This window comes from Flagellimonas cixiensis (assembly GCF_042134615.1).
GTDB classification, from domain to species: Bacteria; Bacteroidota; Bacteroidia; order Flavobacteriales; family Flavobacteriaceae; genus Flagellimonas; species Flagellimonas cixiensis.
On the sequence record NZ_CP169639.1, the window covers coordinates 3,337,134 to 3,362,688 of the forward strand.

Genomic DNA, 25,555 nt, shown 5'->3' on the forward strand with positions numbered 1-25,555 from the left:
TACACCTAAAAACTATTCTTAAAACATGGACACACTTAGAATATTAGCCATAGATGATCATGAGATTACCATGCTCGGATATAAATTTATTTTGGAAGGGCTAAAAATTGAAGGATATAACATTATTGTGGATACGGCCACAACCTACGAAAGTGGAAAAAAGTTGATTGAAGATTCCGTTAATTCCTTTAAATATGATATTCTGTTTTTAGATGTACAATTGTTTGCTCCGAATGAGGACCAGCCCTTCACCGGGGAAGATTTGGGCATTTTGGCACGTAAAATCGTACCTGAGACCAAAATTGCCTTTATGTCGTCCTTTAGCGACAACTTTAGAATAAACAGTATTTTAAAATCCGTAGACCCCGATGGTTATTTGGTAAAAACTGACATAGATCCAAAAACTTTGGAAGATGCGGTAAGGACCATTATCACAACGCCACCGTACTACTCCTCAAAAGCATTGGGTGCCATAAGAATAAAGATGGCCAACGATTTGGAAATCGACGAAAAAGACAAACAAATCCTTTACCACCTTTCCAAGGGAACCAAAAACAAGGATTTAGAGAAATTTATCAGGTTATCCGCATCGTCCATCGAGAATCGAAAGCGTCATTTAAAATCACTTTTTGGGACCGAAAACGAAAACGATATGGCTTTGATTATTGCCGCAAAAAATCGTGGTTTTATTTAGGACGGAATCCAAAAGAACGGGCGAAAATCAATTTTAACAGTGGGTTTTACGGCTTCACTACCAAAAAAACCTACAAACTGCTAAAAAACCCCAGAATTTTTAAGGATTGCGTGCAACCTTGGGAAAAAGTTTCGTTTTAATTTTATGTGAGAAAAGAAAATTAAAATCAATCTCACATGTCTTTTGCGAACAACCAGCATGGCGACCCTGCATTTGACGGCCCAAAAACGTTTGAGGTCGCTTTGGGTCTAGACGATTTTATCAAAAGGTTGGAACGGGATTTTTTTGCTACTGCCAAACTTCAATGTAAGTACGATGCACAAAGCAAAAAAGTGGATATGATCATCCATCTTCACCATAATTTTAGCCTTTATGATTGTTTACACCATATGAACAATGGCGACTGGAGAAAACCATTGATCCTAAGAGAAAATTCATTAAACTTCACATTGAACAATTCGTTGAAAGAGCTCAACGATAGCAACAGTTGTACATTCGACATCTCCGAACTCTCCCTTTATTTTGAGGAAACTTCCGTAATCATATCCAGACTATATGAGCAAAGTATTCCCCAACAAATAGGTAACATCATCTCCAAAATTGGAAAACACTATGTGTATTACACCAAGGGCTTAACAGAGGTGCCCTATGAGATTTTTGTACCTGTTTTTGAGGATGATATGCCCATAGAAGGAAATCAACTCAATAAAAATAAATCGGGCTATTACAACTATTGGGGCCTCTACTTTGAAGCCGATGCCCAACACCAAGCTATGATTTACTCGCTTCGCAAGAAAAAACTAAATGAAGAGGATTTGTTCCTGTTCGAATAAAATATAACCAAAAGCAATACTAAGCGCTGAACAAAGGTCTCGATTTCATTAAATCGTTGACCTTTTGTTTTATCTGGGCTATTTTTTCCTCGTTGGTGGCATCCTTGATCACCTCATCGATAAAGCCAACAATGGTTTCCATGTCAGCTTCTTTTAAACCTCTGGTGGTAATGGCCGAAGTTCCAAAACGAATACCAGAAGTAATGAACGGTGATTTATCATCAAAAGGAACCATATTCTTGTTGGCCGTAATCGCAGCAAGTTCCAATGCTTTTTCAGCGTCCTTACCTGTGATATCTTTATTTCTAAGATCAATCAACATCATATGATTGTCGGTGCCGCCAGAAATTACTTTGTAATCCAATGCCATAAACGCTTTGGCCATAGCCTCGGCATTTTTCTTCACTTGAATCATATAATGCAAGTAATCATCGGAAAGCGCTTCGCCAAAAGCAACTGCTTTCGCCGCGATAATATGTTCCAACGGACCACCTTGGTTACCTGGGAAAACCGCCAAATCCAACAAGGCTGACATTTTCCTCAAATTTCCATTCTTCAATTTGATGCCAAAAGGGTTTTCAAAGTCTTTTCCCATCAAAATAAGACCGCCACGAGGACCTCTCAAGGTTTTGTGGGTAGTTGTGGTTACAATATGGCAATGTGGAATAGGGTCGCTCAAAATTCCCTTGGCGATTAAACCTGCAGGGTGTGAAATATCGGCTACCAAAATTGCGCCAACACTGTCGGCTATCTCACGGAAACGTTTAAAATCCATATCACGGGAATAAGCAGAAGCACCCGCAATGATCAATTTGGGTTTCTCCTTTTCGGCAATCTCTTGGATTTTATCATAATTCAACATTCCAGTCTCCTCATCTACCCCATAAAAAACAGGATTATAAAGTTTTCCGGAAAAATTCACGGGAGAACCATGGGTCAAGTGTCCACCATGAGACAAATCGAAACCTAAAATAGTATCCCCTGGCTGCAAACAAGCGTGGTACACCGATGCATTGGCCTGTGAACCTGAGTGAGGTTGCACATTGGCGTATTCAGCACCAAAAAGTTCTTTGGCGCGATCAATGGCCAACTGCTCCACTTGATCTACAACTTCACAACCACCATAATAGCGTTTTCCTGGATATCCCTCAGCATATTTATTGGTCAAAACAGAGCCAGCGGCTTCCATTACCTGCGGACTGGTAAAGTTTTCCGAAGCTATCAATTCTATACCTTCAACCTGTCTTTCTTTCTCCTCCGCTATTAATTCAAAAATCTTGTGGTCTCGTTGCATTCCTATTTTATTTTATGAGCGGTAAAATTACAAATACAAAGGGGATTTAAGGCAATAATTTTTTGATTCCACCCCAATTTTATCAAACAGAAATTAACAATTATGTGAGGGATTAAAAACTTTATAAACCTTCATAAAACCAAGGCTTTTCATCTTAATTATACTACCATTTATCTTTTTTCGTTTATAGGGTAGAAAAATTTGGCACAGCTATTGAATCCCACAAATCAAACCATAAAATTGACCGGTATGAAAAAACTTCTACTTTTAACCGCAATTGTGATACTTAGCGCCTGTGGTGGTGTTAAGAAAACCCAAGAGGCCATTAACACGGGCAACTATGCCACGGCCATGAACAAGGCCATTAAAAATTTGGCCGACAACAAAACCAAAAAAGGGCATCAGGAATATATCTACCTGCTTGAAGAAGCGTTTGCCAAAAACACAGAACGTGAACTACAGCAAATTGCTTTTCTTCAAAACGATGGCAACCCAGCGAATTTGGAAACCATTTACAACAAATATCAACAGTTGAAGCAAACCCAAGAGCGCATTAAGCCACTGCTTCCACTTTATATTGTTGAAGAAGGCAGGAATGCAAATTTCAAATTTGTAAATTACGACAACAAGATTTTGAACACCAAGGATGATCTATCCGAGCACTTGTATGGTAATGCCCTCAACTTGCTGGCCACAGCCAAATACAAAACCGACTATAGAACTGCTTATGAGGATTTAAAATACCTTCAGGAAATTAATCCAGGGTATAGAGAAACGGTTGCCAAAATGGATGAAGCCTATAATAAAGGTTTGGAGTTTGTACGAGTTGATATTGCCAACCAAACCCAACAAATTATCCCAGAGCGTTTGGAAACCGAGCTATTGGATTTCAATGCTTTTGGAATTGACAATTTCTGGTTGCAGTACCACACCAATCCTTTGGCCAACGTTGACTATGATTATGCTATGAACGTGGATTTTATGGAAATTAACATTTCACCAGAGCGCATTAACGAAACCCAGATCATTAAGGAAAGACAAATTAAAGATGGTTGGGAGTACTTGTTGGATGCCAACGGAAATGCAGTAAAAGATAGTTTGGGCAACAATATTAAAGTGGACAAAATGAGAACAGTCCAAGCCAAATTCTATCAATTTACCCAAACAAAAACTGCACAGATTGGTGCCAAGGTGAGTTTTACAGATTTAAGGACCAATCAAGAAATCAATTCCTACCCCCTTTCCAGCAACTTTGTGTTCGAACACATCTTTGCCAACTACCAAGGCGATAAAAGAGCTTTGGAAAACGACCTTTTATTGTATTTGGATGCAAGGGAAGTTCCATTTCCATCCAACGAGCAAATGGTTTACGACGCTGGAGAAGACCTAAAAACTAGACTTAAGGGCATTGTCTCACAATATCAATTTAATTAGGCAAGTCAGTTCGAGCGCAGTCGAGAACAAAAAACATCTCGACTTAAGTTTATCTTGAGCGAAGTCGAAAGGCTCGATGTGACAAATTCTCATTATAAATAAAGGCCCTGATGTAAATCAGGGCTTTTTTTATTGGTAGTCCTTTAAATCTACACTGGAAATAGCACCATGCGATTTTGAAAGCTCTACCTTACCACCTTTTATAATCAATAATTGTGGTGATTCGTGGATGACATCAAAAGTTTGGGCAACAGCACTTGAAATAGCTCTATGATCCTGAATCTTTAAAAAATATAGGTCACATTCGGTATCCGTATCGTAGGATCCCGTAAACATTTTTAAGACCATACTGCTGATTCCACAAGTAACAGAATGCTTGTAAACCACTTGGGTTCTATCTTTTGATTTTTCCTTGATTTCTTCCAATTGCTCCAAAGATTCCAAAGGAATCCATGGCAATTCGTTCTTTTCTTTGGCTGTTTTCTCTTTCTTTCCGAAAACACTGTCAAATATTCCCATAACACAAATTTACAGGATAAGTCGAGAAGAAAAAATAACCTTACAACTGACGAAATGTCTTGTATTTCAAGAGTTTTAGCGACATTTTGACTGTGCAGCTCTTCTGGTAGGGTTGTTGACATTATAGAGAAAAACAAAGACTATGAACTTTAATAATTTTACCATAAAATCACAAGAAGCCATTCAAAGGGCCCAACAGTTGGCCCAAGAGTTTGGGCATCAACAAATAGAAAACGAACACTTGTTCAAGGCCATTGGCGAGGTGGATGAAAACGTGCTCCCATTTATTCTTAAAAAATTGAATGTGAACACCAACCTGCTCCAACAAATCTTGGACAAAGAACTACAGAGCTTTGCCAAAGTTTCTGGAGGGGACATTATGCTATCAAGAGAAGCAGGCAAAACGGTAAACGAAGCAAGTATTATTGCCAAAAACCTAGGTGATGAATATGTATCCATTGAACATTTGATCATGGCCATATTCAAATCCAAGAGTAAAATTGCGCAGATACTCAAAGACCAAGGGGTAACTGAAAAAGACCTTAAAGCAGCTATCGAAGAACTGCGGAAAGGCGGAAAGGTGACTTCGCAAAGTGCGGAGGAGACCTATAATTCCTTGGATAAATATGCAAACAACCTGAACCGAATGGCCGATAGCGGCAAATTGGATCCTGTAATCGGTCGTGATGAAGAAATTCGTAGAGTGTTGCAGATTTTATCACGTAGAACCAAGAACAACCCCATGTTGGTAGGTGAACCCGGTGTGGGTAAAACCGCCATCGCTGAAGGTTTGGCCCACCGAATCGTTCAAGGGGATGTACCTGAAAACCTAAAGGATAAAATTATTTATTCCTTAGATATGGGGGCCTTGATTGCCGGCGCCAAATACAAAGGGGAGTTTGAAGAGCGTTTAAAAGCCGTCATTAAGGAAGTAACCTCTTCTGACGGTAACATTGTATTGTTTATTGATGAAATTCACACTTTGGTAGGTGCTGGTGGTGGACAAGGTGCCATGGATGCCGCAAACATCCTGAAACCTGCCTTGGCCAGAGGTGAATTGAGAGCCATCGGAGCAACCACTCTGGACGAATACCAAAAATATTTTGAAAAGGACAAAGCATTGGAGCGTAGGTTCCAAAAAGTATTGGTAGATGAGCCCGATACCGAGAGTGCCATCTCGATTTTGAGAGGTATCAAGGAAAAATATGAGGCCCACCACAAAGTACGTATTAAGGATGAGGCCGTTATCGGAGCCGTAGAGCTATCGCAACGATACATCACCAACCGATTTTTGCCCGACAAGGCCATTGACCTAATGGACGAGGCCGCTTCCAAACTGCGTATGGAAATCAACTCCAAACCCGAAGAATTGGATGTGCTGGACAGAAGAATCATGCAGTTGGAAATTGAAACAGAGGCTATTAAAAGGGAAAACGACAAGGATAAATTAAAAACCTTGAACTTGGAGCTGGCCAATTTGAAAGAAGAGCGCAACGAAATCTTTGCCAAGTGGGAAAGTGAAAAAACTGTGGTGGACAATATCCAAAAAACCAAAGAAGATATTGAAAACTATAAAATGGAAGCCGAACGTGCCGAGCGTAATGGCGACTATGGAAAGGTAGCGGAACTTCGATACGGAAAAATCAAGGAGGCACAAGAGACCTTGGAAAAGTTACAAGATGAACTGGCCGCTCAGCAAACCGCTGGCACCTTGATCAAAGAGGAAGTAACCTACGAGGATATTGCAGAAGTTGTTGCCAAATGGACTGGGATTCCAGTGAACAAGATGATGCAAAGTGAGCGCGAAAAACTGTTGAAGTTGGAAAATGTCCTACACCAACGCGTGGTTGGGCAAGACGAGGCCATTATTGCCGTATCCGATGCTATCCGTAGAAGTCGTGCAGGTCTCCAAGATCAGAAAAAGCCTATTGGTTCGTTCCTTTTCTTGGGTACAACCGGGGTTGGTAAAACCGAGTTGGCCAAAACCTTGGCGGCTTATTTATTCGATGATGAAAATGCCATCACTAGGATAGATATGAGTGAATACCAAGAACGTCACTCCGTGAGCCGATTGGTAGGTGCCCCTCCGGGATACGTAGGTTATGATGAAGGTGGACAGTTGACTGAAGCAGTACGAAGGAAGCCCTACTCCGTTATTTTGTTGGATGAAATTGAAAAAGCACATCCAGACACCTTCAACATTTTATTACAAGTGTTGGATGAAGGTAGATTGACCGACAACAAAGGCCGTGTGGCAGATTTCAAAAACTCCATCATTATAATGACAAGCAATATGGGTAGCCACATTATCCAAGAAAAGTTTGAAAACTTGGAGGATTTAGAAACTGCTTCGGATGCAGCTAGAATTGAAGTGATGGGCTTGTTGAAACAAACCATTCGCCCAGAATTTTTGAACCGGATAGACGATATCATCATGTTCGCTCCATTGAGCAAGGAAGACATTAAGAATATTGTGGAGCTTCAACTCAATGCATTGAAGAAAATGTTGACCAAGCAGCACATTACTTTGGAGGCCACCCAAGAAGCTATAGATTATTTAGCGAAGAAGGGATACGATCCTCAATATGGTGCAAGACCTGTAAAACGTTTGATTCAAAAAGAAGTGCTTAACAGCCTATCGAAGGAGTTATTGGCAGGCAAAATAAAATCAGAGAGCATAGTGCTTCTAGACTCTTTTGATGATGAATTAGTCTTCAGAAATCAAGATCAATTGGTAGAGTGATTTACCAAATAACTTTCAGTGATAAAATCCTCTTCCCGCAATATTTGGGAAGGGGATTTTTAGTTATATCATATTTTTTAATTCAAGTTTTAGAAATTCGCAACTATCGTATGCTATTACATTTAAATCCTTATTTTAGCCTTCAACACATAAATTTTAGCCAAAAACAACCATCCAAATATGCCAATTCTAATTGCCGTTCTAGGTATACTCCTGCTGTTTCTTTTAATTGCCAAGTTTAAACTCAACGCCTTCCTTGCCTTCATTATAGTTTGTCTTTTCGTGGGCATTTTTCAAGGTATGGAATTGGGAAGTTTGGTGGAATCCATTCAGCGAGGAATTGGTAACACCTTAGGGTTTTTAGTATTGATTCTGGGGCTTGGCGCCATGTTGGGGAAATTGGTCGCCGATAGTGGTGCAGCACAACAGATCACCACCCAACTCGTGGCCAAATTTGGAGTAAAACACGTACAATGGGCCATGGTGGTCACCGGTTTCATCGTTGGAATCCCCATGTTCTATTCTGTCGGATTTGTAATCCTGATTCCCTTAGTGTTTACGGTAGCAATTTCAACAGGGCTTCCGTTACTTTATGTTGGGCTGCCCATGCTGACTTCTTTATCGGTAACCCATGGATACCTTCCTCCCCACCCTGCACCAACAGCCATTGCCGCCATGTTCAACGCGGATATTGGCAAAACACTCATGTACGGGCTCATTATTGCGGTACCCGCCATTATTGTGGCCGGTCCACTTTTTGCGAGAACTATTAAAAATGTGGAAGCTAAACCACTTAAAGAATTTTACAATCCCAATATTATTCCCAAGGAGGAGCTACCCTCTACTTTTACAAGTATTTTTACAGCGCTTTCTCCAATATTATTGATTGGGATTGCGATTGTGGCTGAAAGTTTTCTGGAAGAAGGACTGCTCAGAAACATCCTTACCTTTATTGGGAATCCTGTGATTGCCCTTTTGATTTCCGTTTTGTTGGCCATTTACACCCTAGGTATTGCCAAAGGCAAGGATATGAAAACACTCATGGATTCCATTTCGTCATCCGTTTCCAGTATTACCATGATTTTATTGATCATTGCCGGTGCAGGAGCCCTTAAAGAGGTGTTGATAGATAGCCATGTCAGTGACTATATTGCCGACAGTTTAAAAGGCTCTAGCATATCACCCTTAATTTTGGCATGGCTCATTGCTACAGCTATTCGTGTAAGTGTGGGTTCGGCCACAGTTGCAGGGTTAACGGCCGCTGGAATTGCACTGCCATTGGCATCAGGGACCGGAACCAGCCCAGAATTGATGGTTTTGGCCATTGGGTCTGGAAGTTTAATGCTCTCACATGTCAACGATACCGGATTTTGGATGTTCAAGGAATATTTCAATCTTTCGGTAAAGGAAACCCTATCCACATGGACCGTTATGGAAACTTTGGTGGGCATTATGGGACTCATTGGAGTTCTGGTTTTAAGCACAATAATCTAATTACATATGAACACTTCACCTTCAAAACGAGTTGAGGAATTGAACCTTCAACTCCCTCCTGCACCGCCTCCCGCTGGCGTTTATAGACCTATTCTAGTAGTTGATAACTTTCTATACGTGTCGGGCCAAGGCCCTGTGAATCTGGATGGTTCATTGATGATTGGCCGTGCAGGACACGACCTTGATGAAGACCAGGCCAAATTAGCGGCTAGGCAGGTAGGATTGACCATGTTGTCCACCATTACCACCCATTTTGGAAGCTTGGACAAAATAAAAAGAATGGTAAAAGTGTTGGGCATGGTCAACTGTACACCAGACTTTGGAAAGCAACCCTATGTGATCAATGGTTTTAGTGAATTGATGGCGGATATCTTTGGAAAAGAGAACGGTATTGGGGCTAGAAGTGCCGTTGGCATGATGCTACCCAATAACATAGCGGTAGAAATTGAAGCTATATTTGAACTTCATCAATAGCGTCTCACATGTTTATATTTGATGCCCATTTGGACCTTGCCATGAACGCTTTGGAGTGGAACAGGGACCTTAGGCTGTCCGTTTCCGAAATTAGAGAGCGTGAAAAGGGAATGGATGATAAACCCGACCGCGGCAAGAATACGGTTTCCCTCGAAGCCATGCGAGAAGGAAACATAGGTCTTTGCATGGCCACTCAAATTGCCCGTTATGTAAAAAAAGGCAGTCCGCTACCCGGTTGGCAATCCCAACATCAGGCGTGGGCCCAAACGCAAGGGCAATTGGCTTGGTATAAGACCATGGAAGCCGCAGGCGAAATGATTCAAATCAAGAACATTGAAGGCTTGGAGGCCCACCTCAAACTTTGGAAAACCGATGCTCCCCATAAACCGATTGGATACATTTTAAGTTTGGAAGGAGCAGATTCTATAGTGGATTTAAGTTATTTGGAAAAATCATATGAATCTGGGCTAAGAGCAATCGGCCCCGCTCATTACGGACCTGGCATATATGCACATGGAACAGATTCGGTTGGAGGTATTGGTCAAAAAGGAAGGGATTTGCTCAAAAAAATGGAGGCGTTAAACATCATCTTGGATGCTACCCACCTTTGTGATAAAAGTTTTTGGGAAACCATGGAGGTTTACAATGGACCTGTTTGGGCCAGCCATAACAATTGTAGAACATTGGTGAACCACAATCGTCAGTTTTCCGATGAACAAATCAAAGCACTTATTAAAAGGGATGCTGTAATCGGGGTGGCTTTGGATGCCTGGATGATGGTCCCAAACTGGGTTCGCGGAAAATCAACCCCAAAAGAAATGAACGTGACCTTGGAAATAGCTATCGACAACATTGACCATATTTGCCAACTGGCAGGGAACACTGATCATGTTGGTATTGGAACAGACTTGGATGGCGCGTTTGGGAAAGAACAAAGTCCATGGGATTTGGACACCATTGCCGATCTTCAGAAAATTTCAGATCTTTTGAAAAAACGTGGTTATGACCCTTTTGATATTGAAAAAATCATGAATCAAAATTTCATTGATTTCTTAAGAAAAGTTTGGTCTTGATGCGTGCGGTACATTTAAACATCTGCACATTTTCTTAAGAAAGATATACTACGTTACTCTTAAATTTTGACCCAAAAAAACAAGGAACCTGTTAAAATATAGGCTTTTGTTTTTTTTAATACCGCACAGTATCTATTTTTTTCTATCTTGGGAAAACCAACACCAACCCTTTTAACATGACCAAGAAAGCTGAAAGAACCACAGCTTATATAATTGAGACTGTGGCGCCACTTTTTAATAAGTTTGGCTATGTGGGCACCAGCATGAGCGACCTTACCGAAGCAACCGGTTTAACCAAGGGTGCCATTTACGGAAATTTTGAGAACAAGGAAGCATTGGCCCTTTCTGCCTTTGAATACCATCGCAACTTGTTGCTCAAAACTATAGACAATAAACTTGAAGCGGGTGACACGGCACTCGATAAACTCTTTTCTCTTCTGGAGTTTTATAAACAATACGACATTTTTACTTTGCCTTTAGGAGGCTGCCCTATTTTGAATGTGGGTGTGGATGCACAGGCCAACAACACCCAATTGGCTGCAGCAGCAAAAGAAACCATTAAGGATATTGAGGGTAAAATTGCTTTGGTATTGGAAAATGGGGCCAAAGAGAACGAAATTCGACTTTCAGTTCCTCCTTTGCAGTTTGCCAAACAATTCTACACCATGATTCAAGGGGCGGTTGCCATGAGTACCATGACCAGAGACCGAAAGTATTTGATGAATACCATGACGTATTTAGAGTATTTGCTCAAACAAGAGATTAAGAAATAAGTCAGCACCTATTGACCCTTGGATGTTTTACAATCTGATTGTCAGATATTTATAAGTCTGATATACGCTGTCTGATGTCTGTAATAAAGAATCCTTCACCTTTAATATTTCGACTTTCAACAGCGTAATTCCAACTTGTTTATTCGCCTTTTACCCTAAAGATCCAAGTTTTATCAGGGTATTTTCCGAAGAAATTGCTATCCCTAGCTTTTCGGGCTTCATCCATTGAATTATAACGGGCCAAATACACATAATTATACTTGTTTAAGCTGCGATAAAATGATTTAGGTTCCAATTCCTTGTCCTTAAGCGTTTTCATAAAGCTCTGGAAATACTTTTGGGTACCAAACACATTGGCAATCAAATAAAAACCTGGTTCCAAACCATCTTCACTTTCAACTTCCTCATATTTTTCATTGTCCTGAAGCACCACTTTTTGATTTTGTAAGGCCGTAATACTGTCCTGCTTACGCTGCATTTCTTGCTCCAAAGCCAACCTACCTTGTTCTAACTGCGCTAAAGAATCTTTCTCTTGCTGTAATTGCGCTAATCGTTGCTGTTCCAAGGCTTCTTGTTCCAATCTTACAGCTTCAGCTTGAGCAAGTCTTTCCTTTTCTGCTTGTGCTTCTGCTTTGGCCAACTCCTCCGCATCAGTATCCACCTCCTCTACCACTTTCTCCACAACTTCTTTCTCTTTAGGTTTGAAATTATAGGATAGCAATATTTCAAAGGTTGAATCTTCATCTTTTAAGTCTGAACCTGTGCCAAACTCCATCAAGCCCCCTATTGAAAATGAATTCGAGATAGTTGCTCCTATACCTCCTGACATTCCATAAAAGGAATTATATCCTCCTTGAACCCAAAACTTGGAAGTGGAGAACAAACCGTTCAATCCAAACTGCGTATCGCCCGTGGGAACTGATTTCACATAAACTACAGGGCGAACAAAACTATCTCCCAATCCATCAGAAACATATATAGGGAAATCATTGCTCAATGTTCCCGTAACTGTTTTAAAATAGTTGGCTGAATCGTTCTCCAATCCGGAAATGTTAAATCCAAAGGCATTTTCAAAGGCCAAACCCACATTAAATTGATTGATAAACAATCGAAAACCAGGAGAAAATGTCACTTTAAAACCTTCGTATCCATCCAATTCTGCATCCGTAACTCCATCAATGGGTACAAATTGTTCATCGGCCACAGATTGCTGAAAAGCAAAAAGGTTAAGCCCTGCCATCAACCGAATATTATCATCCAACTGAAAAACATTGGCGAAATTGGCATTGGCCCCAGTATATAAAAATGTTCCTGTGTTGTGCTGCAAAAATCCAATTCCCGCTATCGCATTGGCATGTAATTCATGGGTATAATTAAGGAAAATACTGGTAGGGTCACCATCAATGGATTGCCATTGCCAGCGTGACCAAAGGGAAACTGCATTCGGTTGATTCCAATCAAGTGCATAGGTTGGGTTCCATAAACTGGCATTGAATTGCGTTAAGGAATGTTGCCTAAAATCGGATGGCAACGCAACTTCTTGCCCCCAAATTATGGCACTAAAAGACAGTGTACAAATGCATACCAAAAACTTTAGCATACGATAAAATGAAAATTAAACGTTACTTTTAAATCAAATTAAACACGGGAACCTTTTAGAATAGAACTATGCGAACCATCAAACCTCTGATTGCGCTTGCAATTATACTCGTTGGTAGCGTCAGCTGCAAAAAAGATACGAAAATTGATCCAGTAATATCCACCTACTATTTTATTCGACATGCAGAAAAGGACCGTACCGACCCTGAAAATCCAGACCCCGAGCTAAATCAAGATGGATTGGACCGCGCGATAAGATGGGCCGAAGTGTTCGACCCCATCGCCTTGGATATGATTTATTCGACCAATTACGAGCGCACCACTATGACCGCTGCACCTACTTCCATCAAAAAAGATATCGACGTTAAATATTATGACCCTAGAGCATTTGATCCCGAGGCATTTAAACTAGAGCATGAAGGTAAAAATGTGCTGGTGGTAGGCCACAGTAACACTACCCCTGACTTGGTGAATAAAATGATTGGTATTGAGAAGTACAACTCCATGGACGATAACGACAACGGGAGCCTATTTATCGTTCGGATAATTGATGGAGCACCTACCGATATTCGTTTGAAAATTGATTAAATCAATATTTTTCTACCTTAATATCCTCCAATTCAATTTTGGAAAGCAGTTCCAATTCACCTTTATTAAAAAGTTGTCCTATTCCCAAGATTTCCGAACCCTCTGATTTGGGCTTGTAGTTTTCGTAATCCACAAAACGAATGCCGTTTACATAGCGCTCATTGTATGCTTTACGGAATCGTTGCCCACCGCCATTCACATGAAAGTCATAGGCTAAGTACTCAGGCTTAAACGATTCCATATCAAACCAATACACATAAGTGTCTTCGTAGTCATCTCCACCACCTTGCTGGTCAAAAGTCACCTTTACTTTATAAAATTCCTTATCACCGATGGTTTCTTTGCCCAAAAGTTCTTTGTTTACCGCAGCATCGTTTAACCCGTACGGCAATCGGGCAAAATAATGCACCGAATTCACCGAATTGGAATAGCGTACTGCCATGGAATCAGGAACCGCCACCAACGAATCGTTTATGTATCGCTCAAAACCGTTGGGCAATTTCACATCGGTAATCGTGGCTGTATCCAACACCGTAATGCGTCTTAAAACAGTTTTACCATCTTCACGGCCGTAGGTATAGGTCTTGTCTCTAAAAACAAAGGAGGTCTTGTGCGAACCATATAGTTTTCCACCACTATCCGCAATGGAATTATCTACAATTTCTTGCGCCGTCAAGGGTTTTTCGGTCTTTTCTTTACATCCAAGAATTAGAAGTGCTAAAAGTGCGGTAAAAACTTGTTTCATAGTCGAGGGTTTACTATTAATTCGTAAAAAGAGTCACAACATTACAAATTTCTTGACGAAGAGTTTATATTTTTGCCCACAATGCAGCAAAATATCAACATAAAAAATAAGCGCGCCCGATTCGATTACGAAATTTTGGACACTTACACCGCAGGAATTGTTCTGGGGGGGACCGAAATTAAATCCATTCGATTAGGTAAGGCGAACGTTTCCCAGAGTTTCTGTGAGTTTAATGATAAGGGTGAGCTGTTTGTCATCAATATGCAGATTGATGAATACAGTCATGGGAGTTACTACAACCACAAACCCAAGGCCGAACGAAAGCTCTTATTAAATAAAAGAGAGCTTAAAAAACTTCGAAAAGAGGTAACTACTTCTGGGCTCACCATAGTTCCTCTCAACTTGTTCATCAATGATAGAGGGTTGGCCAAGGTGAACATTGGATTGGCGAAGGGTAAAAAACTCTACGATAAAAGGGAGACCATGAAGGACAGGGACAATAAACGCAACCTTTCCCGAATCAAAAAAAGTTTCAACAATTAGTTTTTGTCTTCCAATAACGGAACAAAGCGGAACGCACCCAACTCCTTTTTCTCGAATTCCTTTTCCGATTTTCGCACAAACAGGGTCATGGTCTGCTCGTTTTCGCCCACAGGAATCACCAACCTGCCTCCTACTTTTAATTGAGACAATAAAGCTCTCGGCACTTCGGGAGCACCAGCCGTAACAATAATACCATCAAAAGGGGCCTCTTCGGGCAATCCTTTATAACCATCGCCAAAAATCATTTTTTTGGGCCGATAGTACATCTTTTTAAAGAACAAACTTGTGGTCTTGAACAATTCCTGTTGCCGTTCAATGGTATAGACTTTGGCCTTTAAATGCAATAAAACAGCAGTTTGGTATCCACTCCCCGTTCCAATCTCCAAAATTTTATGACCTGGTTTTACTTCTAATAATTCGGATTGAAATGCTACCGTATAGGGTTGCGAAATAGTCTGGTCAGCACCAATCGGAAAGGCTTTATCTTGATACGCATGATCCTCAAAACTACTATCCAAAAACAAATGTCTGGGTATGGTTTTTATGGCCTCTAACACCTGTTTATTGGTAATCCCCTTGGCCGCAACAACTTCGGCCAGTTTATTGCGCATTCCTCGATGCTTAAGCGTATCCTTCATGGTAATTGGTCTGGGCTACGAAGTTAAAAAGTTCCGTAAAAATTTAAAGGTACTTCAAACCTATTTTTTATGGAGGAGTGCCATCATATCCGTATTTTTGAAAAAAACTAGAATATGCTAAAAGTTGGTGTCCTTGGTGCGGGACATTTAGGTAAAATTCACCTGAGGCTCTTAAATCAATCGGACAAATACGAACTTGTTGGGTTTTACGACCCAGATGAAATCAATGCCAAAAAGGCGGCAGCAGAATTTGGCTACACCTATTTTGAAAACCTGAATGCATTAATAGATGCTGTGGATGTGGTGGATATTGTAACCCCCACCCTTTCCCATTTTGATTGTGCAAAAAAAGCCATAGAAAAAGGAAAACACATCTTTATAGAAAAACCCATTACCAATACGTTGGAAGAAGCTGAACAATTGTTGGAGCTTACCAAAAAACATCAGGTAAAAGGGCAAGTTGGGCATGTGGAACGCTTTAATCCAGCCTTTTTGGCGGTGAAGCACAAGATTGAGAACCCCATGTTCATTGAAACCCATCGATTGGCAGAATTCAACCCTAGAGGAACAGATGTCCCTGTGGTCCTGGACCTTATGATTCATGATATTGATGCCATTTTGAGCGTGGTTCCTTCCGAAGTTAAGCAAATCAATGCCAGTGGAGTTTCCGTGATCAGCAGTTCTCCTGATATTGCCAATGCAAGGATTGAATTTGAAAATGGATGTGTTGCTAACCTGACTTCGAGCCGTATTTCTTTGAAAAACATGCGTAAATCCCGATTTTTTCAACGTGACGCTTACATTTCAGTGGACTTTTTGGAGAAAAAGGTAGAAGTGGTCAAAATGAAAGATGCACCCGAACAACCTGGTGATTTTGACATGATTTTACAAAATGCCGAAGGAGAAAAAAAACAGATTTACTTTGAAAATCCCGAAATAGATATCAACAACGCTATCTTGGATGAATTGGAGACTTTTGCCGACGCAATTACCAACGACACGACTCCAATTGTAACTTTGGAGCAAGGTACCAATGCCTTAAGGGTAGCACTTCATATCATCGAATCGTTTAAAAAATAAGTATTGTCAATTTGAACTGTCACCCTGAGATGTTTCCTGAGCGGAGTCGAAGGAACAGTTATAAAAGACAAAATTCAATATACTATGAAAAACATAGCCGTAATAGGTGCAGGAACCATGGGCAATGGCATTGCTCACGTTTTCGCACAAAATGGATTCAACGTTAACCTAATAGATATTTCACAAGCTTCTTTGGATAAAGGAGTTGCTGCAATCACTAAAAACTTGGACCGTATGTTGGCCAAAGCGGTGATTGATGAAGCCAAAAAAACAGAAACCCTTGGTAATATCTCAACCTTTACCGAATCATCGAAAGGTGTTGCCGATGTGGATTTAGTGGTGGAGGCTGCTACAGAAAACCTAGACATCAAACTACAAATTTTTAAAAATCTGGATGCCATCTGCAAAGCAGAAACCGTTTTAGCGACCAACACCTCTTCCATTTCTATTACTCAAATAGCCGCTGTCACCAATAGACCGGAAAAGGTGATTGGTATGCATTTTATGAATCCTGTTCCCATTATGAAATTGGTGGAGATTATTCGTGGATACAGCACTTCCGATGAAGTTACGGAAACCATTATGGAGCTTTCCAAACAATTGGGAAAAACACCAACAGAGGTAAATGACTACCCTGGTTTTGTAGCGAATAGAATTTTAATGCCCATGATCAACGAAGCCATTGAAACCTTGTACAATGGGGTTGCGGGAGTGAGTGAAATTGATACCGTGATGAAGTTGGGTATGGCTCACCCCATGGGTCCTTTGCAACTGGCTGATTTTATTGGTTTGGATGTTTGTCTTTCCATCCTCAATGTGATGTATGATGGCTTTAAAAATCCAAAATACGCCCCTTGCCCCCTATTGGTAAATATGGTGATGGCAGGGAAACTGGGTGTAAAATCCGGAGAGGGCTTCTACGATTACTCCGAATCCCGAAAAGCGGAAAAGGTTTCATCCCAATTCAATTAGAACCTCATGGCAACAGTAAAACCTTTTAAGGCTATTCGCCCCACAAAGGACAAAGCCTTTTATGTAGCTTCTAGATCATATGAGGAGTATTCCAAAAATGAGCTTCAAGCGGTTTTGAAGTACAATCCATTTTCCTTTTTGCACATCATTAACCCAGGATTCAAATTTGAAAAGCATATTACCGGACAAGAACGATTCCATTTGGTGCGCAACCGTTATTTGGAGTTTTTGGAGGAAAATATCTTTCAAAAAGATGAGTCACCCAGTTTTTATCTCTATCAAATTGAGAAAGAAGATTTTAAAAGTCTTGGATTTTTTTGCGCGTGCAGCGTGGAGGACTACCGCAACAACGTGATCAAAAAGCATGAGGATACGCTGCAACAGCGCGAAGAATTGTTTGCCGAATATTTGGATACCGTAGGCTTTAATGCCGAACCTGTTTTGATGACCTACGCGGATAATGACGAAGTGAATGCCATTTTCCAACGAAAAATCCAACGCAAACCCGAATACGATTTTACTACGGTAGACCGCGTTAATCATAAACTTTGGAAAATATCCTATCCCGAAGGCATAGAAAAACTGGAAAAGGCATTTGCCCAAATGGACGCGCTATATATTGCAGATGGTCACCACAGAAGTGCCTCTTCAGACCTTTTGGCCAAGCATTTGGAAAAAGAAAACCCACAGCACAATGGCCAAGAGCCCTATAATTATTTTATGGCCTACCTTATTCCTGAATCACAGATGCGAATCTATGAATTCAACAGAATGGTGAAGGATTTAAATGGCTATTCCAAAAAGGAGTTCTTGATCAAGCTGGATGAATACTTCATGATCGAGAAAGAAACCAGTGGCTTGGGTAGGCCTACCAAAAAGCATGAGTTCTGCATGTATTTGAAAGATGAATTTTACAAATTGCATCTTCGGAAAACCAATTACCAATTCACCGATGCCTTGAGCGAATTGGATACCCAAATCCTTTTCAAGACCATTTTGGAGCCGATATTGGGCATTAAAGACTTACGCAACGACAAACGGATTTCTTATGGCTATGGCAAACACAACCTTATAAAAATGAAAGAGGACGTAGATCAAGGTAGATTTGCTGTTGGATTTAGTTTGGTTCCCACTACAGTTGAAGAAATCAAGGCGATTGCCGATGCTGGTTTGGTAATGCCCCCAAAAAGCACGTATATTGAACCTAAGCTACGAAGTGGACTGGCAATTTACGAACTATAATTTCAAATGTCATTCCCGCGTAGGCGGGAATCCATAAATAAAAAGATTCCGCATCTCGTGCGGAATGACACCATAAGCATTATGTCGATAAAAGATAATATTCTTGAAATTCAATCACAACTCCCCAAAGGAGTAACCCTGGTCGCTGTATCCAAAACCAAACCGAACGAGGCTATTTTGGAAGCCTACAAAGCAGGACAGCGGGTATTTGGCGAAAACAAGGTCCAAGAAATGGTCGCCAAGTGGGAGGTGTTGCCCAAAGACATCGAATGGCATATGATTGGGCATTTGCAGCGCAATAAAGTAAAATACATGGCCGAGTTTGTGTCCTTGATCCATGGGGTGGATAGTTTAAAACTGCTCAAGGAAATCAACAAACAAGCACGGAAGCACAATCGGACTATATCCTGTTTGCTTCAAATGCATATTGCAGAGGAAGATACCAAATTTGGTCTGGACCCATTCGAATTGAACGAACTAATTCAATCTGAAGAGTTCAAAGCCATGAAAAACATCAAAATTGTAGGATTAATGGGCATGGCCACATTTACAAAGAATGAAACCCAAATCCATAAAGAGTTTGCCCAATTAAAATCCATTTTTAATTCTCTTCAGAGTGAACTGCCTGATATTTCCATCCTATCCATGGGGATGAGTGGAGATTACCACATTGCCATTGAAGAAGGCAGTACCATGGTACGTATTGGAAGTAGTATATTTGGAGCTAGAAATTATACGTAAAAACTAGAATTTTCATGTACGCCATACTCGATATTGAAAGCACGGGAGGAAAATACAATGAAGAAGGCATCATGGAAATCGCCGTCCATAAATTTGATGGACATAAGGTCGTAGATCAATTTATCTGTTTGATCAATCCTGAACGTGAAATTCAACCATTCGTATCCAAACTCACGGGCATCAACAATAAAATGCTGCGTTCCGCTCCCAAATTTCATGAGGTGGCCAAACGAATTGTGGAAATTACCGAAGGAACTGTTCTGGTTGCCCATAATGCTCAATTTGATTACCGTATTTTACGAACTGAATTTCGACGTTTGGGGTACGATTTTCAGCGCAAGACGCTTTGTACGGTTGATTTATCCAAACAATTGATTCCCGATGCGGAATCACATAGCCTTGGAAAATTAGCAAGATCTTTGGGTATTCCCATGAGTGATAGACACCGCGCCAATGGTGATGCTTTGGCCACCTTGAAGCTTTTTAAATTACTGCTGAACAAGGACTCGGACAAGAAAATCATTAAAGAAGTGATTCGGGAAGAAACCCATGGAGAACTATCCCCTACCCAACTGGATATGGTGACCAGTCTTCCCTCTACCACAGGGGTGTATTATCTGCACGACAAGGACGGGGAAATCATTTTTATTGGGAAATCTAAGAACATTAAAAAACGGGTAAACCAGCATTTCACCAATGTGAACAATCAGGCCAGAAAACTTCAAAAGATCACCAAAAGGGTGACCTACGAGACAACGGGAAGTGAATTGTTGGCTATTTTAAAAGAATACCAAGAACAAAAGAAGAACAGGCCTAAATTGAACCATGCGCCCAAGAGAAAATTATTCACACACACGATTGATTTTAGTCTGAACGGCAACTCACACCTTGTTTTAAAAATTAAAAACGATAAAGAACTGGTCGCAAACAAGATGGGATTCAGTGGTCCTTCATCAGCGCATAATTTCATAAAGAAAATCAGTACGGAATTTGAATTATGTCCGTGCAACAAGGATTTAAAAGAAGTATGCATTGCAGAAACCAATCCTGAAAATGAATGCAATGAAAAGATTCAAGCTGCTTTTGACAAATACAGCATTGAGGGTAAAAACATGGCTTTATTGGACCAAGGCCGTGAAACCGGGGAACGTAGCTTTTTGCTCATCAAAAATGGTCAATTACAAGGGTTTGGCTTTGTGGAACTCAACCATCAAATCAATAATATTCATATCTTAGAATCGATTATGACCCCAATGGAGGCGGATGAGAACACAAAATTCATTATCGAATCCTATCTAAGAAAAAACAATCGACTTAAAAGAATTCCACTAACCAGCTAAACCTTGAAAACGAACAATTCGATGCCAAAATGGAAAAACACCCTTCATGAAGTGATTTATGAAGCGGACACTCCTGCTGGCAAAATGTTCGACATCATACTTTTCATCCTGATCATATTCAGTGTGATTTTGGTGATGCTGGAGAGTATTGATGATTTTGACGAGCACTACCATGGTACATTGCTCACTTTGGAATGGGCCGTTACAATTTTCTTCACTTTGGAATATATCGCAAGGCTCATCAGTATAAAAAAACCGCTGCGGTATGTGTTCAGCTTTTACGGTATTATTGATTTCCTCTCCACCATACCACTTTACCTCTCCTACATTTTGGCAGGTTCCCAGGTGTTATTGGCAGTAAGGGCATTTCGTTTGCTTCGGATATTCCGAATTCTTAAGTTGGTGAAATTTATTGGGGAAGCCTCCCAATTGCAATCTGCTTTAAGGGCGAGCAGAACTAAAATTGCAGTTTTTATCTATGTGGTTTTGATTCTTTCTGTGATTCTGGGCACATTAATGTACATCGTGGAAGGCGATGATGCAGGATTTACCAGCATTCCCCGTAGTATTTATTGGACCATTGTGACTTTGACCACAGTGGGATACGGAGACATAGCCCCCCAATCCAATTTGGGACAATTTTTAGCCACGGTAATCATGATATTGGGTTATGGGATCATCGCCGTTCCGACAGGTATTGTATCTGCCGAGTTTGCCAAGAGCAAGAAAAGTCCTAAAGAAGAAGCAAATGATGATGGCACCCACTACGTGCACGTTAACACGCAAGCCTGTCCTAGTTGCGGAATTGAAGGTCATAGAGACGATGCCACCCATTGTTTTAACTGTGGACACGTATTATGAGTGATAATGTTGTCTTGGCCGTGGTAGGACCTACGGCTATTGGAAAAACTGCTTTGGGCATTCACTTGGCCCAACACTTTCAAACGGAAATTGTATCTGCGGATTCACGACAGTTTTTCAAAGAAATGGAAATAGGCACAGCCGTTCCTTCAAAAGAAGAATTGCAACAAGCCAAACATCATTTTATTCAGCATAAAAGTATTCTTGAACCTTATTCGGTGGGGGATTTTGAGCATGATACGCTTGCACTTTTGGAGCAATTATTTCAAAACCACAAGCGGGTGATCATGGTAGGGGGCAGCGGACTTTATGTAGATGCCGTAATCAATGGATTGGATAAATTCCCCGACGTAGACCCCAAAATGAGAACATTACTCAACCAACAACTGAAGCAAGAAGGGTTGGAAAGCCTACAAAAAGAGCTAAAACAAAGAGATCCGGATTATTATAAAGTGGTCGACGTGGAAAATCCACATCGTTTAATAAGGGCATTGGAAGTTTGCCTTGCTTCCGACCTACCCTATTCCTCTTTTTTGAACCAAGAAAAACCTGAAAGACCATTTAAATCCCTTTACATTGGCATCAACGCCCCTAGGGAAATTATTTATGAACGCATCAATAGCCGAGTAGACCTCATGATAGAGCAGGGATTATTGGATGAAGCAAAAAAACTGTACCCTCACAAACATCTCAACGCATTGCAAACAGTTGGTTACAAAGAACTTTTTGAATATATTGGCGGACATTGCAATTTGGATTTTGCAGTTTCGGAAATCAAAAAGAACACACGACGCTTTGCTAAACGCCAATTAACCTGGCTTCGCAAAAATGAAGCTATCCTGTGGGTGGATTATGACGAAGACAAGGACCAAATCATTGATAAAATCAACAATCAACTAAACAACATATAAATGCCGCACAGTAAAACTGTTCTTGTGGTTATGGGGGTAAGTGGGTCTGGTAAATCTTCCATTGGACAACTTTTGTCCAAAAAATTAAACCTTCCTTTTTTTGATGGGGACGATTTTCACCCCGAAGCGAACATAAAAAAAATGAAATCGGGTTTTCCCTTAAACGATGAGGACCGTAAGGACTGGTTAGTTGCTTTAAACCAACTATGTATGGAGCATCGTGAGAACGGTGCCATAATTGCTTGTTCTGCCCTTAAAAAGAATTACAGAAGCCTATTAAGAGCGGGAATGGGCAATTGTTTAGGGTTTGTATACCTAAAGGGGTCTTTTGATTTGGTGAAATCAAGATTGGAACAACGAAAAAGCCATTTTATGCCCAATGAATTGCTTCAATCGCAATTTGATACTTTAGAACCTCCCACCAAAGAAATTACAGTTTCGATTGACCAAACTCCCGACGAAATTATTTCCGAAGTCCTTAAACACCTATGATATTTTTGAGTAAAAAGTAAGGAGTTTCAATCTTATTCTTAATCCACGTCAACACATAAAAAAAGCCACCTTTAGGTGGCTTTTCTATTTTATAATTGATTGTTTTTACTGATTTTCAGCCTTAACAACCAATCGGAATCCTTCCCCGTGAATGTTCAGTATTTCCACCAAATCATCTTTTTTCAAGTATTTTCTCAACTTGGCGATATACACATCCATACTACGAGATGTAAAATAATTATCGTCTCTCCAGATTTTGGTCAACGCCAATTCACGTGGCATCAAATCGTTTTCATGAAGGGCCAACAATCTCAAAAGCTCATTTTCTTTTGGGGAAAGTTTAATGGGCTCCTCATCCATATATTTAAGAAAACGCAATTTGGAGTTCAGGTGGAAATTCCCGATTTGGAATTCAAACTGCTTACTGTCCGCCAAAGAACTCGAGGCTTTGCGTTGAATGATTGCTTTAAGCTTCATCAACAATACTTCCGAGTCAAAAGGTTTGTTCAGGTAATCGTCTGCTCCTGCTTTGTATCCTTTAAGAACATCTTCTTTCATGGTTTTGGCCGTCAAGAAAATAATTGGAATGTTCTCGTTTTTCTCGCGAATTTCCTTTGCCAAGGTAAACCCATCCTTATAAGGCATCATCACGTCCAAAATACAAACGTCATAATTGTCCTTTTTAAACTTTTCAAAACCTTCCATTCCGTTTTTGGCCAGAACCACATCAAAATCGTTCATGGACAAATAATCTTTGAGGACGATTCCAAAATTTGGGTCATCTTCTACGAGTAGTATCTTCTTTTTTTCTGTTTCCATAGTTTATTTTAAATTAAAGGGAGTTTAATGAAGAAGGTGCTTCCTTTGTCTTTTTCACTTTCTGCATAAACCTCACCTTGGTGATCATCTATAATTCGTTTTACGTAGGCCAATCCTAAACCATGACCTTTTACGTTATGTATATCGCCGGTATGTTCCCGGTAAAACTTCTCAAATACTTTTTTAAGTACGGCCTTGCTCATTCCAGCGCCTTGATCCTGCACTTTTATAATGATGTTGTTTTTCACCACTTCGGTGTAGACATCAATTTTTGGTGTCTCCGGTGAATATTTCACCGCGTTGTCCAAAATGTTAACAATCACATTGGTCATGTGCATATCATTGGCCAGCACCTCGGAACGCACTGCATCTAAATGGGCGTTTACGTATCCTCCCCTATCTTGAACAATCAATTCCACGTGGGTTATAGCATCTTGGATAATATCGTGAATATCCACTCTATCCTTGGTGATATCCAATTGGTTTTTCTCCAATTTGGATATACGCAACACATTCTCCACCTGCGCATGCATGCGCTTATTCTCATCCCTGATCATGCCCAAATAACGAAGTACCTTTTCCTTATCATCGATGGTACTTGGGTTTTTTATGGCCTCAACCGCCAAATTTATCGTGGCAATCGGAGTTTTGAACTCATGCGTCATATTATTGATGAAATCGGATTTGATCTCAGAAATTCGCTTTTGTTTGATCAGCTGGTAAATGGCACTCGAATAGGCCAAAATAATCACCAATGTGAAAATCAGTGATAAAAGGGCCATTCCCATTAACGACCTGAACAGATACTTTTTCATTCCAGGGAATGTCAACAATAATGAAAATGTAGTCATTCCTTCAGCATCCCTAAAAATGGGCGCCTTATACATTTTATCCCCAGAAAACTTAAATTTCCTAGACCTGATTTTGGTAGGGTATCCTTGGCTGTACACTCCGTATTCGTAATCAATGTCGATATTACGGTTGCTCAGCTCTTGGCTCAATAACAATTCCAGTTCTTGTTTGGTAACACGCTTATGGATAGGTTGTGTTTTGGCGTATTCCATAAACACATCTTCCCAAGCGGCCCGTTCAATACTGCTCAGCTTTCCAATACTCGTTACTTTTTCGATGGGTGTAAGGCTATAACTTTGCCCGTCCAAGCCTCCTTCCCGTTTAAAAACCTGTTTGGTTCTTCTACTGGTAAAGTTTCTGAGCAATGTGGTGTCTTCCGCACCTAAAGTATTATCAAAGAACGTTGATGTTATGTTGTAATCCTCTTCTAGAATCCCATGTGAATAAAAAAGAATCTCATCGGAATCGAGGTCCCTTTCCATAAACATGAAATTTTTGAACTGAGCACTTTTAGGCTCTCCAATGCTATCCGCCATCATGGCCAATTGGTCGGAATATTCATTCATCTCCCTCTTCTCCACTCGCTCTGAAACCTTGTCGAGTATATCCGTAATCGTCCGTGAAAATTGTTCTTCCTTGTCGTTGATGGAGGTCCTGATCCAATACACCTGAACCAAAATAATCCCAACTAGGGACAAGCTCATGAGAACCACCAGAAGAACGAATAGCTTCTTGTTCATTAGCGTAAAATTAAAAATTTAACATTTAGAAATTTTAGCGTTTAACCTAACCTTAACAAAA

General features: G+C 40.5%; 25 protein-coding genes. 18 read left to right on the forward strand and 7 right to left on the reverse strand.

The genetic code is table 11. The annotated features are described in order from the left end of the window. The first annotated feature begins 25 nt into the window (after positions 1-25). Together ABT310_RS14830 and ABT310_RS14835 are read left to right on the forward strand one after the other, a co-directional pair. On the forward strand, positions 26-694 hold the full coding sequence (locus tag ABT310_RS14830) for a histidine kinase (protein ID WP_375324671.1): 669 nt from the start codon (positions 26-28) through the stop codon (positions 692-694). Between the two features lie 176 nt (positions 695-870). After that, entirely contained in the window at positions 871-1,527 is a 657-nt protein-coding gene (locus ABT310_RS14835) for a hypothetical protein (protein ID WP_375324672.1), read from the forward strand. Between the two features lie 19 nt (positions 1,528-1,546). Here the strand turns inward: ABT310_RS14835 and glyA are convergent, their stop codons facing one another. After that, positions 1,547-2,821, reverse strand: a complete 1,275-nt coding sequence (gene glyA / locus ABT310_RS14840) for a serine hydroxymethyltransferase (RefSeq protein WP_375324673.1) — start codon at positions 2,819-2,821, stop codon at positions 1,547-1,549. Between the two features lie 249 nt (positions 2,822-3,070). On the opposite strand from glyA, the gene ABT310_RS14845 reads away from it, so the two are divergent. Next, positions 3,071-4,255: a hypothetical protein gene (locus tag ABT310_RS14845; RefSeq protein WP_375324674.1), complete on the forward strand. Its 1,185-nt coding sequence runs from the start codon at positions 3,071-3,073 to the stop codon at positions 4,253-4,255. A 129-nt stretch (positions 4,256-4,384) separates the two neighbouring features. Here the strand turns inward: ABT310_RS14845 and ytxJ are convergent, their stop codons facing one another. Next, positions 4,385-4,774, reverse strand: coding sequence for a bacillithiol system redox-active protein YtxJ (gene ytxJ, locus ABT310_RS14850; protein ID WP_375324675.1), 390 nt, complete (start codon positions 4,772-4,774; stop codon positions 4,385-4,387). Positions 4,775-4,916: 142 nt separating this feature from the next. Between ytxJ and clpB the strand changes: the two genes are divergently transcribed. The 5 genes from clpB to ABT310_RS14875 all read left to right on the forward strand — a co-directional run bounded on the left by clpB (position 4,917) and on the right by ABT310_RS14875 (position 11,331). Further along, entirely contained in the window at positions 4,917-7,517 is a 2,601-nt protein-coding gene (gene clpB, locus ABT310_RS14855) for an ATP-dependent chaperone ClpB (protein ID WP_375324676.1), read from the forward strand. Positions 7,518-7,697: 180 nt separating this feature from the next. Next, positions 7,698-9,011, forward strand: coding sequence for a gluconate:H+ symporter (locus tag ABT310_RS14860; RefSeq protein ID WP_375324677.1), 1,314 nt, complete (start codon positions 7,698-7,700; stop codon positions 9,009-9,011). 6 nt (positions 9,012-9,017) lie between these two features. Then, positions 9,018-9,485 carry a RidA family protein gene (locus ABT310_RS14865; RefSeq protein ID WP_375324678.1) on the forward strand — a complete coding sequence of 156 codons (468 nt, stop codon included), beginning with the start codon at positions 9,018-9,020 and terminating at the stop codon, positions 9,483-9,485. Between the two features lie 8 nt (positions 9,486-9,493). After that, positions 9,494-10,558: a dipeptidase gene (locus ABT310_RS14870; protein ID WP_375324679.1), complete on the forward strand. Its 1,065-nt coding sequence runs from the start codon at positions 9,494-9,496 to the stop codon at positions 10,556-10,558. Between the two features lie 176 nt (positions 10,559-10,734). Beyond that, positions 10,735-11,331 (forward strand): TetR/AcrR family transcriptional regulator, encoded by a 597-nt coding sequence (locus tag ABT310_RS14875; protein WP_375324680.1) that lies wholly within the window; start codon positions 10,735-10,737, stop codon positions 11,329-11,331. A 139-nt stretch (positions 11,332-11,470) separates the two neighbouring features. Here ABT310_RS14875 and ABT310_RS14880 read toward each other — a convergent pair whose 3' ends face one another. Further along, entirely contained in the window at positions 11,471-12,931 is a 1,461-nt protein-coding gene (locus ABT310_RS14880) for a PorP/SprF family type IX secretion system membrane protein (protein WP_375324681.1), read from the reverse strand. A gap of 68 nt (positions 12,932-12,999) precedes the next feature. Between ABT310_RS14880 and ABT310_RS14885 the strand changes: the two genes are divergently transcribed. Then, entirely contained in the window at positions 13,000-13,518 is a 519-nt protein-coding gene (locus ABT310_RS14885) for a histidine phosphatase family protein (protein WP_375324682.1), read from the forward strand. A gap of 1 nt (position 13,519) precedes the next feature. Here the strand turns inward: ABT310_RS14885 and ABT310_RS14890 are convergent, their stop codons facing one another. Further along, positions 13,520-14,263, reverse strand: coding sequence for a DUF6503 family protein (locus ABT310_RS14890; RefSeq protein WP_375324683.1), 744 nt, complete (start codon positions 14,261-14,263; stop codon positions 13,520-13,522). 81 nt (positions 14,264-14,344) lie between these two features. On the opposite strand from ABT310_RS14890, the gene smpB reads away from it, so the two are divergent. After that, positions 14,345-14,806 (forward strand): SsrA-binding protein SmpB, encoded by a 462-nt coding sequence (smpB, locus tag ABT310_RS14895; RefSeq protein ID WP_375324684.1) that lies wholly within the window; start codon positions 14,345-14,347, stop codon positions 14,804-14,806. Here smpB and ABT310_RS14900 read toward each other — a convergent pair. Beyond that, entirely contained in the window at positions 14,803-15,444 is a 642-nt protein-coding gene (locus ABT310_RS14900) for a protein-L-isoaspartate(D-aspartate) O-methyltransferase (RefSeq protein WP_375324685.1), read from the reverse strand. The two genes, smpB and ABT310_RS14900, sit on opposite strands and share 4 nt — an antisense overlap. Positions 15,445-15,558: 114 nt before the next feature. Here ABT310_RS14900 and ABT310_RS14905 point away from each other — a divergent pair, with 114 nt between their 5' ends. From ABT310_RS14905 to ABT310_RS14940, 8 genes are all read left to right on the forward strand, one after another. Further along, the gene (locus ABT310_RS14905; protein WP_375324686.1) at positions 15,559-16,524 is read left to right on the forward strand and encodes a Gfo/Idh/MocA family protein; all 966 of its coding nucleotides are present in this window, start codon (positions 15,559-15,561) and stop codon (positions 16,522-16,524) included. 84 nt (positions 16,525-16,608) lie between these two features. Then, positions 16,609-17,496, forward strand: a complete 888-nt coding sequence (locus ABT310_RS14910; protein ID WP_375324687.1) for a 3-hydroxyacyl-CoA dehydrogenase family protein — start codon at positions 16,609-16,611, stop codon at positions 17,494-17,496. A 6-nt stretch (positions 17,497-17,502) separates the two neighbouring features. Continuing rightward, a complete protein-coding gene (locus ABT310_RS14915; RefSeq protein ID WP_375324688.1) occupies positions 17,503-18,738 on the forward strand; it encodes a DUF1015 domain-containing protein in 1,236 nt (411 codons plus the stop codon). Between the two features lie 81 nt (positions 18,739-18,819). Then, positions 18,820-19,479, forward strand: coding sequence for a YggS family pyridoxal phosphate-dependent enzyme (locus ABT310_RS14920; protein ID WP_375324689.1), 660 nt, complete (start codon positions 18,820-18,822; stop codon positions 19,477-19,479). Between the two features lie 14 nt (positions 19,480-19,493). Then, positions 19,494-20,819 carry an exonuclease domain-containing protein gene (locus ABT310_RS14925; RefSeq protein ID WP_375324690.1) on the forward strand — a complete coding sequence of 442 codons (1,326 nt, stop codon included), beginning with the start codon at positions 19,494-19,496 and terminating at the stop codon, positions 20,817-20,819. Positions 20,820-20,840: 21 nt separating this feature from the next. Next, a complete protein-coding gene (locus ABT310_RS14930; RefSeq protein ID WP_375324691.1) occupies positions 20,841-21,680 on the forward strand; it encodes an ion transporter in 840 nt (279 codons plus the stop codon). Further along, positions 21,677-22,591 (forward strand): tRNA (adenosine(37)-N6)-dimethylallyltransferase MiaA, encoded by a 915-nt coding sequence (gene miaA / locus ABT310_RS14935; RefSeq protein ID WP_375324692.1) that lies wholly within the window; start codon positions 21,677-21,679, stop codon positions 22,589-22,591. The genes ABT310_RS14930 and miaA overlap by 4 nt, the downstream gene beginning before the upstream one ends. After that, complete coding sequence (locus ABT310_RS14940; protein WP_375324693.1) at positions 22,592-23,083, forward strand: gluconokinase; 492 nt, start codon at positions 22,592-22,594, stop codon at positions 23,081-23,083. A 105-nt stretch (positions 23,084-23,188) separates the two neighbouring features. On the opposite strand, the gene ABT310_RS14945 is transcribed toward ABT310_RS14940, so the two are convergent. Both ABT310_RS14945 and ABT310_RS14950 read right to left on the reverse strand, forming a co-directional pair. Next, positions 23,189-23,902: a response regulator transcription factor gene (locus ABT310_RS14945; RefSeq protein WP_375324694.1), complete on the reverse strand. Its 714-nt coding sequence runs from the start codon at positions 23,900-23,902 to the stop codon at positions 23,189-23,191. A gap of 8 nt (positions 23,903-23,910) precedes the next feature. Beyond that, positions 23,911-25,494 (reverse strand): sensor histidine kinase, encoded by a 1,584-nt coding sequence (locus ABT310_RS14950; protein ID WP_375324695.1) that lies wholly within the window; start codon positions 25,492-25,494, stop codon positions 23,911-23,913. Between the last annotated feature and the right edge of the window lie 61 nt (positions 25,495-25,555).

What these genes read in the sequence shown, in the direction of transcription:
- ABT310_RS14920 (WP_375324689.1), top strand. Translation starts at nt 18,820, where the DNA reads ATGTCGATAAAAGATAATATTCTTGAAATTCAATCACAACTCCCCAAA.
- ABT310_RS14930 (WP_375324691.1), top strand. Translation starts at nt 20,841, where the DNA reads ATGCCAAAATGGAAAAACACCCTTCATGAAGTGATTTATGAAGCGGAC.
- ABT310_RS14885 (WP_375324682.1), top strand. Translation starts at nt 13,000, where the DNA reads ATGCGAACCATCAAACCTCTGATTGCGCTTGCAATTATACTCGTTGGT.
- ytxJ (WP_375324675.1), bottom strand. Translation starts at nt 4,774, where the DNA reads ATGGGAATATTTGACAGTGTTTTCGGAAAGAAAGAGAAAACAGCCAAA.
- smpB (WP_375324684.1), top strand. Translation starts at nt 14,345, where the DNA reads ATGCAGCAAAATATCAACATAAAAAATAAGCGCGCCCGATTCGATTAC.
- ABT310_RS14845 (WP_375324674.1), top strand. Translation starts at nt 3,071, where the DNA reads ATGAAAAAACTTCTACTTTTAACCGCAATTGTGATACTTAGCGCCTGT.
- ABT310_RS14880 (WP_375324681.1), bottom strand. Translation starts at nt 12,931, where the DNA reads ATGCTAAAGTTTTTGGTATGCATTTGTACACTGTCTTTTAGTGCCATA.
- ABT310_RS14860 (WP_375324677.1), top strand. Translation starts at nt 7,698, where the DNA reads ATGCCAATTCTAATTGCCGTTCTAGGTATACTCCTGCTGTTTCTTTTA.
- ABT310_RS14925 (WP_375324690.1), top strand. Translation starts at nt 19,494, where the DNA reads ATGTACGCCATACTCGATATTGAAAGCACGGGAGGAAAATACAATGAA.
- glyA (WP_375324673.1), bottom strand. Translation starts at nt 2,821, where the DNA reads ATGCAACGAGACCACAAGATTTTTGAATTAATAGCGGAGGAGAAAGAA.
- ABT310_RS14945 (WP_375324694.1), bottom strand. Translation starts at nt 23,902, where the DNA reads ATGGAAACAGAAAAAAAGAAGATACTACTCGTAGAAGATGACCCAAAT.
- clpB (WP_375324676.1), top strand. Translation starts at nt 4,917, where the DNA reads ATGAACTTTAATAATTTTACCATAAAATCACAAGAAGCCATTCAAAGG.
- ABT310_RS14890 (WP_375324683.1), bottom strand. Translation starts at nt 14,263, where the DNA reads ATGAAACAAGTTTTTACCGCACTTTTAGCACTTCTAATTCTTGGATGT.
- ABT310_RS14950 (WP_375324695.1), bottom strand. Translation starts at nt 25,494, where the DNA reads ATGAACAAGAAGCTATTCGTTCTTCTGGTGGTTCTCATGAGCTTGTCC.
- miaA (WP_375324692.1), top strand. Translation starts at nt 21,677, where the DNA reads ATGAGTGATAATGTTGTCTTGGCCGTGGTAGGACCTACGGCTATTGGA.
- ABT310_RS14835 (WP_375324672.1), top strand. Translation starts at nt 871, where the DNA reads ATGTCTTTTGCGAACAACCAGCATGGCGACCCTGCATTTGACGGCCCA.
- ABT310_RS14830 (WP_375324671.1), top strand. Translation starts at nt 26, where the DNA reads ATGGACACACTTAGAATATTAGCCATAGATGATCATGAGATTACCATG.
- ABT310_RS14870 (WP_375324679.1), top strand. Translation starts at nt 9,494, where the DNA reads ATGTTTATATTTGATGCCCATTTGGACCTTGCCATGAACGCTTTGGAG.
- ABT310_RS14910 (WP_375324687.1), top strand. Translation starts at nt 16,609, where the DNA reads ATGAAAAACATAGCCGTAATAGGTGCAGGAACCATGGGCAATGGCATT.
- ABT310_RS14875 (WP_375324680.1), top strand. Translation starts at nt 10,735, where the DNA reads ATGACCAAGAAAGCTGAAAGAACCACAGCTTATATAATTGAGACTGTG.
- ABT310_RS14865 (WP_375324678.1), top strand. Translation starts at nt 9,018, where the DNA reads ATGAACACTTCACCTTCAAAACGAGTTGAGGAATTGAACCTTCAACTC.
- ABT310_RS14905 (WP_375324686.1), top strand. Translation starts at nt 15,559, where the DNA reads ATGCTAAAAGTTGGTGTCCTTGGTGCGGGACATTTAGGTAAAATTCAC.
- ABT310_RS14940 (WP_375324693.1), top strand. Translation starts at nt 22,592, where the DNA reads ATGCCGCACAGTAAAACTGTTCTTGTGGTTATGGGGGTAAGTGGGTCT.
- ABT310_RS14915 (WP_375324688.1), top strand. Translation starts at nt 17,503, where the DNA reads ATGGCAACAGTAAAACCTTTTAAGGCTATTCGCCCCACAAAGGACAAA.
- ABT310_RS14900 (WP_375324685.1), bottom strand. Translation starts at nt 15,444, where the DNA reads ATGAAGGATACGCTTAAGCATCGAGGAATGCGCAATAAACTGGCCGAA.